This window comes from Proteus sp. G2626, assembly GCF_009915985.1.
Classification (GTDB): Bacteria; Pseudomonadota; Gammaproteobacteria; order Enterobacterales; family Enterobacteriaceae; genus Proteus; species Proteus vulgaris.
This window is the reverse complement of sequence record NZ_JAABNH010000010.1, coordinates 1-11,473: the sequence shown is the minus strand read 5'-3', so window position 1 is coordinate 11,473 and position 11,473 is coordinate 1. Positions and strand designations below refer to the sequence as shown.

Sequence of the window (11,473 nt, the reverse complement as noted above, 5' to 3'; positions counted from 1 at the left end):
TGCACTGGCTAACTCCTGTGAGTGACGAATATCGAGTTGATTTAATCGAGTGATACGGGCTTGATAGTCTTTGTTGATTTCGACTTGTTGTGAGAGTTGCTCAGTGAGTGATTTATTATCATGTTCCAGAGCAGTATTTTTTATACTTTCAGTAAGAAACATGACAACAAAAATAACCATCCCAACAACAGTCATATTCTCCATCACCCAAGAGAAACCTTTCCAGATGATCGCTTTCATATCACTTCACGCCGTTGTGCTCTAACGAGTAGTGATTGCCGTCATTGAAACGACCGCCCCACGTACCGCCGATAGATTCCCAATATTCACCAAGCAATTTATGATCACTTGATGCTGTTAGATATTTGCCATCTTTAAATAGGTTGAAATCCACAGCTAGGCGTTGTGTGTGTAAGCTGTTTTTAATACCCGCACCTGATTTGGCATTTAACTGTGCCTGCTCTGGCGTTCGGTATGCTTCCGAGAATGTCAGCTCATATCCGTTGTCGTAGGCAAAGATAATTAAGTCCGCAATCATGCGAGTGAACTTGCGCTGTTTCTCACCGAGTGTCATTTGTTAACTCCGAATTTGTTTTTGAAGAACGACATTACCGCCTCTACGATTGCACCGATTTTCTTAGTGCCTAGGAAACCAATAAACACACCAAAAAACTGAGCCAAGCTGATTGGTAACTTTGCATATTCCAAAGCAGTAATGATGCCAATACTGATAAAGGCACATATAGCCGCTTCAGCTAAAGATGCCTTCCATCCCGAACCTTCTCTTTTCTCTCTGGTAAAAGCAGTCATTCCGGCTAACAAAACGCCAGCGATAAGTGGCGCATTTATTGTTATCCAGTCCCAGATTTGCACCCAGAATTCTGTATTTTTTTCAGGCATGCGCATACTCACCCCCTGCGGAGTGTTCCGTAATTAAAGTTAATAGAACGCCGACTCACAGCTCTTGTGTGAATGTGAGGTGTTGTGATTGATTCTGTGGTCGGCATATACGAAACCATTTCGGTGATATCAACAAAATGGTAGAAATAAAAAAAGACCGCCTAAGCGATCTTCTGAATGAGTTATTCGGAATAACCGAATATGTGAAATAGCGATATGTGAATTTCCATAACGGAACAATATCAATAACTTATTCCCTCGAATTCGGGGGAATTAAAGTTTGAAATACCCATTACCGAAAAATAGAGAATCATTAAACTTCCGACGTCTCTCTTCACGCTCTTCTTCTGACAATTTATCGCGCTCAGTGTAAGGGTTGGCTTTAGCTAAGTCAGACCTAGTTGGATATTTAGAATCCGTCGAATTCGTCATACATATAAACGCCAGATAACAAAAAACCCCGCCGAAGCGAGGTCTTAAAATTGTCGAGCGGTTCAAGGATGGTTTAAATCTGACGCTCCCCAGATTCTCATAACGCCTTTCCCATCAAGGCTACACGTCTTTCCGTAGTGTCAACCAACCCTTAGGTTAACAAGGTAAGCAAACTTAAGAGTCACGTAAAGCAACTTACCTTATAATTGTTGTCCATTTGTCCATTAATGTCAATAGCAAAGTTCAGCTATTTTCTTTACTTTAGCTACACGTTTACGATTATTCATTGCATTTCGCAGAGGTTCGTACAATAACCACTGGGTTGCTTTAAGTTTTTCGTCAACTTCTCTCCTGCAAGTTCTATGAGATGGCTTGCCGTATTTATTTCCCCCTCTCGTTTGCATTTTGCGTGGTTTTGCAACTCGGTGATAGTAAGATGCAATCGACAACTTAGATGAACCGTGAGCGTAATAACTGAGTAATATTCCATAAGCCTGTGTGTCAGTGGCGATGACTGAATCTACGACCTGAGAAATCAACATTCCTTCATCGTCATTGCACATAGGTCTTGATGGGTTTTTACTTGGCTCTACTGTTTGCATGAATTTATAAATCATGTTGATCATGCGAATATCAATACGACCAGAATATACCCACGCCCCCCACAGATTTAACCATCCATCTAGCCAGCGAAATTGCTCATCTGTTAATTCCTTTTCTCCGATATAGCTCATCTCGCCTCCGGTAATACTGTGTGATAATCATCATTCGCAGTTGTATATAAAACCCTGACACCATCCATCAGCCCGCTGACTACTTCCATGTAGTCCATAATCTGCATTACACAGAAGTTAACTCGACCACCTGATTTGGATTTTAAATATCTTGCTTCTTCAATAGCTGCGATTAAGTCAGTGAACATCTTTCAGCTCCTTTAACTTGGCTCGGTAGTGATCACGTATCCGCTCATAATCCTCGCGTTTCCATTTTGGCAATTCATGAGAGCCCATCAGACGATCGAAACGCTCCTGACCAATTTTCTCTATTAGTCGAGGTGTGTAATTTTCGATATTTCCCGATAGATGGTTATTACATGGTGCGCATTGCTTATGGCAGTTATCTTCATCGAACCTAAGCTCAGGATTTGCTCCTGTGGTTCGATAGTGACCTGCGTGATACTGACCTTCGTGAAAACGACCACACGAGATGCAAGGCTCATCCTTGTCTCTTTCTCTGATAAATGCGTTGAATGCGGTCTGTGCTTGCTTGGTGAAATATGAGAGGGGTTTTACTGCTAACTTGCGGGATTTGAGTTTGTCTTTTTCTTCTCGTTCTTTTTTCTGTTTCTCCTTTTTAAGTTTTGCTAATGCTTTTTCTCTATCTTTATTCCTTCGTTGCTCGGATAATTCAAATCCATGCTCCGGGCTACACCAATTTTGAAAACTCTGCCTTGGAATAAACCATTCTCGGCATACTTTACAGCGCCGTCGCCTTAGCTTCTGCATCTCCCTCTCCTTTGATTTTATCCATCACTTCCAAATGAGCGTATTCATCAGCACATTTGCTACACACATAAATTTCATCATCTGTTAGCTGTCTATTGCATGACATGCAGTTCATTGCGAACTCCTTTGAGTAACGAGTCTATTTTCATCAACATCGGATTACCCATACCTGATACGTTGGCTTTATCGACAAATGACAAACCACACATAAAATCATCCAGCACTTTTCTAGGTTTCTTTGCTTCAACCTTTTTAGCTTTTGGAAAGAGTGGAAGATTAGCCAGACGCTCTTTTTCAAACTGACTTCTCAGTCGAGTAATTGCATCGTCTGTAACGGCATAGTTATTAATTGGGCGAGTGCGTTTACGGCTCTTTGTTTCAACATGCTCTACACACTGGAATGCAAGTAACTTTCTTAGAATAGTTCCGACTCTTGCGGGTGTTAAACCTGTTACCGCTGAAATAGTGTTGTGATTAAATGAGATAAATTCACGACCAACCACTATCACCTGCGCATAAGCCCTGTATTGCTCTTCAGTCATGATCACTTCCTGTTTAAGTTATGGCGGTTAATATGCTCACGGCGACTTTCTTCTAAACGCTCTACCTGTTTTTGCGCTCGATTTAATTTTTTATCGATGCGATCCAGTTCAACCACTGCCTCTAACCAGCTACGCTTTTCGCTTTCACTTTTAAATTCAGGAGGTAGAAAACCTCTTTTCACAAACTCCTTTTTAGTCATTTCCAACTCAAGACTAACGACTTCATCCTCAAAGGTTTTCTGGCTTTCTGTTTGCAAACACTGAGGGATGACTTCCATCCACTTTTTCATGTTCTCTAGTGCGTTATTTCTCTTAGCCATTGCTTCCAGCCTCCATCTCACTAACCATCCGTTCCATATACCAGCGCGCCTTTTTCAAATCTTGGACTGGATTAATTTTCTTTTCGTATCGCCAGACATACTTTTGAATATTGCCCTTGAGATAGCCTAGAAACGCCTCCTTGGTCATACTGGCTTTTATGGCATCTATGCACTCAATATCACCTGATGCGTAGTGTGGTGGGTTGTTTACGTTGTCTTTCACGTTATTTTCTGCACCTTGATTAAATAAAGAACCAAATCCTCCCATGCGTTGAAGAGTGTCATCACATTTCCTGCAGGCATTTTCATGTTTAGGTCCGATGTAGCTAAATCCGCACCACTTACACTCTTTGTGCCAATATCCTCCGTTCGGATAATCTCTTTCTGTTTTAGCTAGGTTCATTCTTCTTGTTTCCTTTTCAATTTCATATATTCACTGTTATCAGGTATCGTCACGAAACAACCTATACCTACCGCCCAGCGTTCAACCTGCTCCATGAAGTGAAACATTTCACCTGTATCAAGTTTTGATGTTTTTCGAAGTGTTCTTACGCGCTCTGTAAGCTGTGTAGTAACGTCAACCATATCGACCACCTCATAGCCTAGGAATGTATGCTTAAGCATTTCCTTAACGGTTTCTGGTGTGTAATTGGCGTTGTTCTTACATAGGTATTTGCTTATCTCTGTGCACCACAAATGAAAAGTGGAATTCTGAGATAGTGAACGCTTGTTTTTCCAAGGCTTAATGATGATTCGGTGTGGTTGGTTTGTTGCTAGAACTTCTTTGAGGTGTTGCCATGCGGTATTTTTGGTTGATTCGTGGAAGAGAAAATCAGCTTCCAAGTTAACCTCCTATTCATCGTCACCTTTTGGCTCTCGATAAATTACAATAACAAGTCCGTGTTTTGTTGTGACCCTTACCATTTGACTTTCATTTATTTTATCAAGCTCATAAGCCTCATAAAATTCAGCTATTGCAGCCTTCTTTCGTTCTTTTGACTTACGCTTGAAAAGCTTTCTGAATATCAAACTTACGAACCAGCAAAACGCCTGTGTAACAATCCACACGTAGCCCATCATTGATAACGTGGCTACTATCCATTTGTATGCTTCATCACTCACTGTTAGCTCTCCTGTTCCTACATGCACGCCCTAGCTTCATCAACGGCTTCGTGTGCATTATTAGCCCGATAACCTTCGCGAAAGTAAATATCCCAATCGTGCATTGCGTACATAGCATTCCACTCGCTTTTGTATCTGAGCTTGCAGATGGCTTTAATTTCATCTTTAAATTTTACAAGCTCATTTATTTTTACGTTATCCATCATTCACCCTCTGGCATTGGTGGGCTAAGCATTGGTTGCCAATGAGTTATCATTGAATAGTCATCATCCTCTATGAAATCCTCACCGCAACTTATGTAATTATCGAATGAGATTGACCATGTCCAACCTTCTCCGCATGTATCAGAACGCATAAAAACGTGGTATACAAACTCTTCACCTCTGAACCACCCAGCAATTACTGGCGTGTCCATTTCAGGTAATCTCTCACTCACCTTAACCCAATTAGTTCCCTGCATTAGATGCCTCCTCACGATTCCCATTCATAGCCGACTTTAATTGCCTTGGCTTGCTCAAGAGTATTTGTCATCACTTTCGTGTTAGAAATATTACCCCAGCAATCACACTCGACTGGTGTTAGGTAATATTCATTTTCTGTTCCATCATCGCTTTTGTAGGTATGGCGAACCGGATCACCTAAAACCTTGGTGACGGTATGTGTTAGTAAGTTCATCTAAAAATCCTCTTGCGTGTTATCTGAAGCCATGCTTTTGCTTCAAACTTGCGATTATTGACAGTGATTTATTGCGACTTGTTGGTGTGACTTTGTGTTCGACCTGAAGCACTGGCGCTGGAATAGTTTCACCTGATTTGATTCTTGCCGTCATGATCCGCAACTCTTTGGCACAAAGCTTCTTAACCTCACTATCAGTTAGGCTTTTACTTCGCATCTCAGAGTAAATTTTGGTAACCATCCAGTAGCAAGCGTTTGAGGGCCATTTCATTTCGCGCCAGCCACGCATTTTGCAATATTCTCGATAGAGCTCGTAAAGCTGATCATCGTCAGGCAAACCAAGAGCTATATAATCCTCTTCCTTGCACCACTTGATAAATTGACCAACAGCAGGCCAGAAAGGGTTGTCACTTGCTCTAGCATGTCGCATACCGTTTTGAAGTTGCTCTCTGGTAGTAATTCCATTTTCTGCAAAGGCGGCGATCCATTGTCGTTTTGCAGTAAGTTCCTCTGACTCGTTTTTGAAAATGGTGTTTACTGAGGCTGGAAATATTTGTTTCAGATTTCGGAATAATACATCGACTAGTTGCTCAGCATGATTATTTACAACTTTTTGCGGGGTGCTACTCTGAGCCATTCTAGCCAATGCGCCTGCATCACGATTAGCGATTGCAGTAGCCAGATTAGTCTTCATATAAAATCATTCTCCCATGCTTCACGAGTATTCCAGCTCTGTGCTGGTTCAGGATCAACCTGTCGCTTACCTCTATTGGGTTGTTGGCTCTGTATGGTCAATGTGTCCCATTTCTCACGTAGCTTTGCAGGTGATAACACGTTGCTACACCAGAACGAGTCACGATTAGCCCACTTAAACATTCTGCAAATATCTTGGTGGGTATGTCCGTCTAGTTGTCTCATCAGGCGAACATCGTTAGCCCATGTTGACCAGTTAGGTTCTTTAGTCGATGGGCTAACTATCAGGACTTGCGAGTAAATCCATTGAGCAGCTTTCAGGTCATCAGCATTTCCCCACCTGTTACCTTTGGGTGAACTAACAACCGCATCAGGTTTAACGGCTAAAACTTTTTCAGGTGGTATGTCAGAGGATTCGTTAGAATTCTCGGACGATATATTAGTTATTTCTTTTTTCTTTAAAGTATTTCTTTTGTGTGTCTCCAAGCCAGAGACATCATTTGTCTCTAAGTTAGAGACTTTTTTAGTCTTCAAGTTAGAGACACAGTCTCTAGATTGATTTTTCCATGCTGAAACCTCTTTATTAACCCCAATTTTATTACCCTCAAGAATGAGGTAATTCATTGAAATCAATTCTTTCTTTGCCTTGTTAACGTTCTGTCTTGATAGTCCAGATACGTCAGCTAATTGAGAATCGGATATACGGTCTACTTTTTTGCCAAACCCATAGGTTTTTCTGATAATCGCTAACATCACTCTTAGCTGCCTAACAGTTAAATTACAGCAGGAAAGTGATTCAAGTAATTCATTGGCAATTCTCGTATATCCATCATCAGTATCTGCCACTCTCTTTGTCTCCTGCTGTATCGCAGGGAACTGGAATACTTCCGCTGTATTCGTCATGCCGCCTCCAATTGCTCTCTAGCCAGTAAACCTGCTATCCACTGAATACCTTTAGGGGTAAATTTAACTTGTGTGTAAGCGTGACCGTTTATTTGATTCTCACCTGTTTTCACATCAAAACGCCCTGCGTCAAGGTGTTCTGAATAAGGTGTTAATTTTCCAGCCAGTTTGTACATAATTCGTTTTGAAAGTAGAAACCCTCTAAAGAAGTTCTCTTTCACTTTTAGTAATTTACTTGTCTCTCTAAAACCCAGTAAGCCAGTAGCTTGAACGTAGCGATCAACAAATTCAGCCTTAGGCGCTGCGATTGCTAATTTCTGTTCTGCTATTTGCTTTTGCTCTGCTAAGTCAGCGGCGAGACGTAAGGCTTCCGGTAGGGACTGAGGAATAAGAGACTGTTTTGATTCTAGCTCTTGCCATCTATCAACTAGTCTTGCTGTAAATTCAGGTGATAACTGAGCAACGATAACGTAACTATCTCTCTTGTTAATTTGATACACAGAAACTGTCTGGTTTAGGTGATTTTTAACTTCCCCCATTGGGGGGAGTTTGATAACACCTCGTTTAGCAAGGCGTTCGATTGATTGTTTAACTTTGTCATGCCTTGACTCAACCAACTCTGAAATTTCTAAACTACTCATCGTTGGTTCGCCAGTATTTACTAAGTTATTCAATTGATTCATAATGACCTCATTGATTTATTAATGACCAAAGGAAAGCTCAAAATCAGCTTCCCTTTAATACTGGTTATTGATACAGTGTATTTGTTAAGTTAAATGGTTAAGTCCATTTGTTGAGAAGCCTCACCATTCGCCGTGGTTGTGGCTTTTCTTTTAATCTTTCCCTTCCCTTCAAGCATCTGAATCAATCTCTCTGCGTAATCACCCTCAATGACAACCTTTGTTGGTGTCTCGCTAATAGCAACTGAATCAGGTGGCAATCCAAGCTCTGTTATTGCTTTACAAGCAAGCTCAAATATTCGATTTTTATCACGACTTGAAGTTGATGGATGAACACCTAGCATTTTTGCCAGTCCGTTATTTCCGACTGAATACATTTGTTTTAGATAGAAGCTCATCAATTCATTTGACGAACATTCAACTTTGATATTTTTTGCACATTCCATTTGTTAAATTCCTTCTTAGATTACTTCCCATATTGGGAACAGCAGTAATGATCCATAGCTCATTCCATATGAGCGGATTGTTTGCTCTGAGAATTTACTCTGAGCGGGTTAGTGATGTTAAAGAGCGGATGAAACTAATTTTTATCTTTTACTAAATGCTCAAATGGTATTCCGAATAGTTCGTTGATTTGAGCGTATCTTGCAGGAGGAATTCGTCCTTTGTGTTCCCATTGTCTAATGGCTTGATCGCTAATCTTTAGCTTCTTAGCTAAAGCTGGAATTCCACCTGCTTTTTTAATTGTTGTTTCCAATGCATTCATAAAGATATTCCTTTAACTGATTAACAACAAGAAGAATACAAGAATTACTTTACTTAAGCAAGTATTGCTTGTTGGAAAAATAAAAGTGCAACTTGTATATTGAGCGAATGAAAACTATGCGCGAAAGAATCAAGCAAGCTAGACTTGCAAAAAACATGACCCAAGCTGAGTTAGCTGAGTTGGTAGGAGTATCACCACAATCAGTACAGCAGTGGGAGACCAGTACTGAGCCAAGAAAAAACAGGGTTATTAAAATTGCTGAAATACTTGAAGTTGATACCAATTGGTTATTATTCGGAATAACTGACATTGATGAAAAAAACAAAGTCAGTAGTATTCAAATAAAGCAAGATGGTGAAATTTCAGATAAAAATAACTACAAGGTGGAGATGCTGGATATCCAAGCTAGTGCAGGACCTGGTGTGATGGTTCTTGATGATTTCATTGAAACAATAACAGCTATTGAGTATTCAGCGGATGAAGCAAAAAGACTGTTTGGTGGTAGATCTGCATCTACAATCAAGATGATCACTGTTAAAGGTGACTCTATGGCTGGAACATTTGAGCCTAGAGATCAAATATTCGTAGATATCACCACTAACTTTTTTGATGGTGATGGAATTTATGTCTTTGTTTTAGATAATCAGCTATATATAAAAAGGCTTCAAAAGCAATATAAGAGGCTGGCTGTTATATCTGATAACGCAAGATATGAAACTTGGTATTTGGAGGAAGATAGTATCAATGGCCTCTACATTCACGCCAAAGTTTTAGTTAGCCAATCTATAAAATACAAATTTCATGGATAGAAATTTATTTAATTATCAGGTAGTAAATAAATGAAAAATATAATTTTATTACTAATTACGGTTGCTTCAATATCTGCCCACGCTACTAATAAGATTGATCTCACTAATGAAGATGACTTCAAATTGATAACTACAATCATGAAAGCATCTGAGTGCAACGCTTACTCTTCTTTATATAAATTTCAGCAAGAAAATAATGTTCCAAATGGGGATGAGTTTATAGATAAATTCATGAGCAATGAGGCAAAAAAGAAAAACAGCTCCTTAGTTGATATGACCAACGATTGCCAGAAAGCACTACTGGATTTCGCAGAAATAACATCAAGTAAAAACTAACTACCTCTCATTTACCCCATCACAGATCCCTCTTTAGCGAGGGATTTTTTATGTCCGCAAATCATAAATCCTACCAACAGAATAAAAAATTTAAATTTTTTACAAAAAATAACACAAATAAAAACAAGCGTTTATTGTTAAAATAAAGATTAGCTCAAGTTTAAACACAAGTTACACTTGTTTTAATAAAGCAATGCTTGTATAGTTAATCACATCGAAGGCAAGGAGCCATAGATAAACAGGATGTTCGCTCTTTTACAATTAGGAACGCTCAGAATAAATTTTCAGAGCAACCACTGAGTGGTTTTTGGGGTGATGGTCGAAAAGACAAGCAGTCGCCTTGTTGGCGAAAGACAGCTACCGGAGGCATCCGGTATCACCACCAAAGATCACTTAGGAGGCAAATATGGCAACGATAACTTTTAAAGAGAACTCAAAAATTCGCAGACGCAGAAAGCAAGGTGAGTTTTTGGCTCGAAAGATAGCTATGAGAAGTCGCTCAGTGGAAGAAATTTGGGATTCGATATTTGGCGTTGAGAAGAAAGAACGCCCTGTTCTATCTCTCAAACCAACAAAGCATTATCCAAGTGGAGATAACTGTTGCTTACCTAATGTAGCAGTATTTTCAGGAGTTAAAACAAAACATCCGAGCAGTGAGTTCGGGGTGACGGCGAGATAGGAGATACGCAATGGGAGAATTTGAAAGCTTGATTAATACAGTAGAAAAAAATGAAGGTATTTCGCGAGATGAGGCAATAAAGCTGGTTGTAAAGTTAATTAACAGCAAACAAACCAGCTTACCTAAAGATGAAGCAGTAATTGGTCAAGATATTAGATTTTATCTAAGTTAGACCACTTTCTACCGGCTGATTCAGTAACTAATACTTTAGCATTAGCTTTTACTGATTTGGCGACGTTAACCGCTGATTGAAAGACACCATCAATGTCAAGATCTCCATCATAGTTATATTCAGCATCTGGAAGATTGAACCATACTCCATCATCACTTTTTATGTACTTATGGAATCTATTATTACTCATGCGCTCATGCAGACTCTGATAATCATCGTAATCAGCATTTGGTAATTCAATTCTGACTGTATACCGAGGCATTTAAATCATTCCTTATTTTGACTGTGGAATAACCAATATATCAATTTTCCTTGACTGTGGAAAGTGAGGAACCACCTCGCCTGACGTGGTTAAAAGCAGGCACAGTTAACTAATCCCAGTCCATTCGGTGGACTGTGGTGAGTTGATTAATAGATAGGAGATAGAGATGGAAATATGGTTTAAGGAATTTGAGTCACATGGGCGTCAGATTCTAATCAAGAAAGCTCATGACGCAGATGAGCAAAAAGTTGGAGTGCAGTATTGCTGGCCTGAGAAAATTTTCGATGTCGATTTTGGATTATGGATAGATTACGACGACGATGATGAGGAAAGCTTTAATGAAGCGGAAGAAGCACGCAACAAGCTATTCGACACCATCGATCAGGAAGCAGTAGATACCACAGTGAGTAACTTAATTCAAAAACCCAAGCTTGATAATTAGCATCGTGTTTAGTTAATAACGGAGGGAGTATGACATGCCAATGTTCAAAGTGGCTTGTAAATGGAATGGCGAGCCTTGGGAAAAGGATATTGAAGCAGAAGATGAAGGTGATTGCGCAGAGCATATTTATTTATGGGCTGTAATTGGAGCAAAAGCCAATATCACGGAATTAGATATCAAAAAAATACCTCAGCAGTAACCCACCGCACCAACACCAGATAACCACCCTATCGCT

Annotated in this window: 27 protein-coding genes and 1 pseudogene; 6 read left to right on the top strand and 22 right to left on the bottom strand. The window is 39.9% G+C overall.

Annotation, left to right across the window (positions count from 1 at the left end; translation table 11 throughout):
- The 21 genes and pseudogenes from GWJ05_RS06545 to GWJ05_RS06450 form a co-directional block, all read right to left on the bottom strand.
- Positions 1-240: pseudogene (locus tag GWJ05_RS06545) on the bottom strand (hypothetical protein); the annotation flags it as partial.
- A gap of 1 nt (position 241) precedes the next feature.
- Complete coding sequence (locus GWJ05_RS06540; protein WP_036976899.1) at positions 242-574, bottom strand: M15 family metallopeptidase; 333 nt, start codon at positions 572-574, stop codon at positions 242-244.
- Positions 571-906: a phage holin, lambda family gene (locus GWJ05_RS06535; RefSeq protein WP_115370795.1), complete on the bottom strand. Its 336-nt coding sequence runs from the start codon at positions 904-906 to the stop codon at positions 571-573. Before GWJ05_RS06535 ends, GWJ05_RS06540 begins: the two co-directional genes overlap by 4 nt.
- Positions 907-1,173: 267 nt before the next feature.
- The gene (locus GWJ05_RS06530; protein WP_161681223.1) at positions 1,174-1,332 is read right to left on the bottom strand and encodes a hypothetical protein; all 159 of its coding nucleotides are present in this window, start codon (positions 1,330-1,332) and stop codon (positions 1,174-1,176) included.
- A 230-nt stretch (positions 1,333-1,562) separates the two neighbouring features.
- Positions 1,563-2,066, bottom strand: coding sequence for an antiterminator Q family protein (locus GWJ05_RS06525; protein ID WP_161681222.1), 504 nt, complete (start codon positions 2,064-2,066; stop codon positions 1,563-1,565).
- A complete protein-coding gene (locus GWJ05_RS06520; RefSeq protein ID WP_161681221.1) occupies positions 2,063-2,254 on the bottom strand; it encodes a hypothetical protein in 192 nt (63 codons plus the stop codon). Before GWJ05_RS06520 ends, GWJ05_RS06525 begins: the two co-directional genes overlap by 4 nt.
- Positions 2,244-2,837 carry a recombination protein NinG gene (locus GWJ05_RS06515; RefSeq protein WP_099660147.1) on the bottom strand — a complete coding sequence of 198 codons (594 nt, stop codon included), beginning with the start codon at positions 2,835-2,837 and terminating at the stop codon, positions 2,244-2,246. Before GWJ05_RS06515 ends, GWJ05_RS06520 begins: the two co-directional genes overlap by 11 nt.
- On the bottom strand, positions 2,809-2,952 hold the full coding sequence (locus tag GWJ05_RS06510; RefSeq protein WP_161681220.1) for a protein NinF: 144 nt from the start codon (positions 2,950-2,952) through the stop codon (positions 2,809-2,811). The genes GWJ05_RS06515 and GWJ05_RS06510 overlap by 29 nt, the downstream gene beginning before the upstream one ends.
- Positions 2,930-3,379 carry a hypothetical protein gene (locus GWJ05_RS06505; protein WP_161681219.1) on the bottom strand — a complete coding sequence of 150 codons (450 nt, stop codon included), beginning with the start codon at positions 3,377-3,379 and terminating at the stop codon, positions 2,930-2,932. The genes GWJ05_RS06510 and GWJ05_RS06505 overlap by 23 nt, the downstream gene beginning before the upstream one ends.
- Before the next feature lie 2 nt (positions 3,380-3,381).
- Positions 3,382-3,699, bottom strand: a complete 318-nt coding sequence (locus GWJ05_RS18415) for a hypothetical protein (RefSeq protein ID WP_201704740.1) — start codon at positions 3,697-3,699, stop codon at positions 3,382-3,384.
- A complete protein-coding gene (locus GWJ05_RS06500; RefSeq protein ID WP_237585091.1) occupies positions 3,692-4,102 on the bottom strand; it encodes a DUF3310 domain-containing protein in 411 nt (136 codons plus the stop codon). Before GWJ05_RS06500 ends, GWJ05_RS18415 begins: the two co-directional genes overlap by 8 nt.
- Positions 4,099-4,542, bottom strand: a complete 444-nt coding sequence (locus GWJ05_RS06495; protein WP_161681218.1) for a YbcN family protein — start codon at positions 4,540-4,542, stop codon at positions 4,099-4,101. Before GWJ05_RS06495 ends, GWJ05_RS06500 begins: the two co-directional genes overlap by 4 nt.
- 9 nt (positions 4,543-4,551) lie before the next feature.
- The gene (locus GWJ05_RS06490; RefSeq protein ID WP_161681217.1) at positions 4,552-4,821 is read right to left on the bottom strand and encodes a DUF4752 family protein; all 270 of its coding nucleotides are present in this window, start codon (positions 4,819-4,821) and stop codon (positions 4,552-4,554) included.
- A 17-nt stretch (positions 4,822-4,838) separates the two neighbouring features.
- A complete protein-coding gene (locus GWJ05_RS06485; RefSeq protein WP_161681216.1) occupies positions 4,839-5,027 on the bottom strand; it encodes a hypothetical protein in 189 nt (62 codons plus the stop codon).
- Complete coding sequence (locus GWJ05_RS06480) at positions 5,024-5,281, bottom strand: DUF551 domain-containing protein (protein WP_161681215.1); 258 nt, start codon at positions 5,279-5,281, stop codon at positions 5,024-5,026. Before GWJ05_RS06480 ends, GWJ05_RS06485 begins: the two co-directional genes overlap by 4 nt.
- A gap of 11 nt (positions 5,282-5,292) precedes the next feature.
- Complete coding sequence (locus GWJ05_RS06475) at positions 5,293-5,496, bottom strand: hypothetical protein (RefSeq protein ID WP_071233457.1); 204 nt, start codon at positions 5,494-5,496, stop codon at positions 5,293-5,295.
- A gap of 19 nt (positions 5,497-5,515) precedes the next feature.
- The gene (locus tag GWJ05_RS06470) at positions 5,516-6,190 is read right to left on the bottom strand and encodes a replication protein P (RefSeq protein ID WP_161681214.1); all 675 of its coding nucleotides are present in this window, start codon (positions 6,188-6,190) and stop codon (positions 5,516-5,518) included.
- Positions 6,187-7,092, bottom strand: a complete 906-nt coding sequence (locus GWJ05_RS18530) for a replication protein (protein ID WP_237585090.1) — start codon at positions 7,090-7,092, stop codon at positions 6,187-6,189. The genes GWJ05_RS06470 and GWJ05_RS18530 overlap by 4 nt, the downstream gene beginning before the upstream one ends.
- Complete coding sequence (locus GWJ05_RS06460; RefSeq protein ID WP_161681213.1) at positions 7,089-7,775, bottom strand: phage antirepressor KilAC domain-containing protein; 687 nt, start codon at positions 7,773-7,775, stop codon at positions 7,089-7,091. Before GWJ05_RS06460 ends, GWJ05_RS18530 begins: the two co-directional genes overlap by 4 nt.
- A gap of 89 nt (positions 7,776-7,864) precedes the next feature.
- Positions 7,865-8,218: a hypothetical protein gene (locus GWJ05_RS06455; RefSeq protein ID WP_161681211.1), complete on the bottom strand. Its 354-nt coding sequence runs from the start codon at positions 8,216-8,218 to the stop codon at positions 7,865-7,867.
- A 134-nt stretch (positions 8,219-8,352) separates the two neighbouring features.
- Complete coding sequence (locus tag GWJ05_RS06450; RefSeq protein ID WP_099660666.1) at positions 8,353-8,538, bottom strand: Cro/CI family transcriptional regulator; 186 nt, start codon at positions 8,536-8,538, stop codon at positions 8,353-8,355.
- 107 nt (positions 8,539-8,645) lie between these two features.
- On the opposite strand from GWJ05_RS06450, the gene GWJ05_RS06445 reads away from it, so the two are divergent.
- From GWJ05_RS06445 to GWJ05_RS06430, 4 genes are all read left to right on the top strand, one after another.
- Entirely contained in the window at positions 8,646-9,347 is a 702-nt protein-coding gene (locus tag GWJ05_RS06445) for an XRE family transcriptional regulator (RefSeq protein WP_099660665.1), read from the top strand.
- A 30-nt stretch (positions 9,348-9,377) separates the two neighbouring features.
- Positions 9,378-9,683: a hypothetical protein gene (locus GWJ05_RS06440; RefSeq protein ID WP_161681209.1), complete on the top strand. Its 306-nt coding sequence runs from the start codon at positions 9,378-9,380 to the stop codon at positions 9,681-9,683.
- Positions 9,684-10,089: 406 nt separating this feature from the next.
- Complete coding sequence (locus GWJ05_RS06435; RefSeq protein ID WP_161681208.1) at positions 10,090-10,362, top strand: hypothetical protein; 273 nt, start codon at positions 10,090-10,092, stop codon at positions 10,360-10,362.
- A gap of 10 nt (positions 10,363-10,372) precedes the next feature.
- Positions 10,373-10,534, top strand: a complete 162-nt coding sequence (locus GWJ05_RS06430; RefSeq protein ID WP_161681206.1) for a hypothetical protein — start codon at positions 10,373-10,375, stop codon at positions 10,532-10,534.
- Here GWJ05_RS06430 and GWJ05_RS06425 read toward each other — a convergent pair.
- A complete protein-coding gene (locus GWJ05_RS06425) occupies positions 10,515-10,796 on the bottom strand; it encodes a hypothetical protein (protein WP_161681204.1) in 282 nt (93 codons plus the stop codon). The two genes, GWJ05_RS06430 and GWJ05_RS06425, sit on opposite strands and share 20 nt — an antisense overlap.
- Positions 10,797-10,962: 166 nt before the next feature.
- On the opposite strand from GWJ05_RS06425, the gene GWJ05_RS06420 reads away from it, so the two are divergent.
- Positions 10,963-11,238 (top strand): hypothetical protein, encoded by a 276-nt coding sequence (locus GWJ05_RS06420; RefSeq protein ID WP_161681202.1) that lies wholly within the window; start codon positions 10,963-10,965, stop codon positions 11,236-11,238.
- 34 nt (positions 11,239-11,272) lie between these two features.
- Positions 11,273-11,437, top strand: a complete 165-nt coding sequence (locus GWJ05_RS06415) for a hypothetical protein (RefSeq protein WP_087726527.1) — start codon at positions 11,273-11,275, stop codon at positions 11,435-11,437.
- The last annotated feature ends 36 nt before the right edge of the window (positions 11,438-11,473 follow it).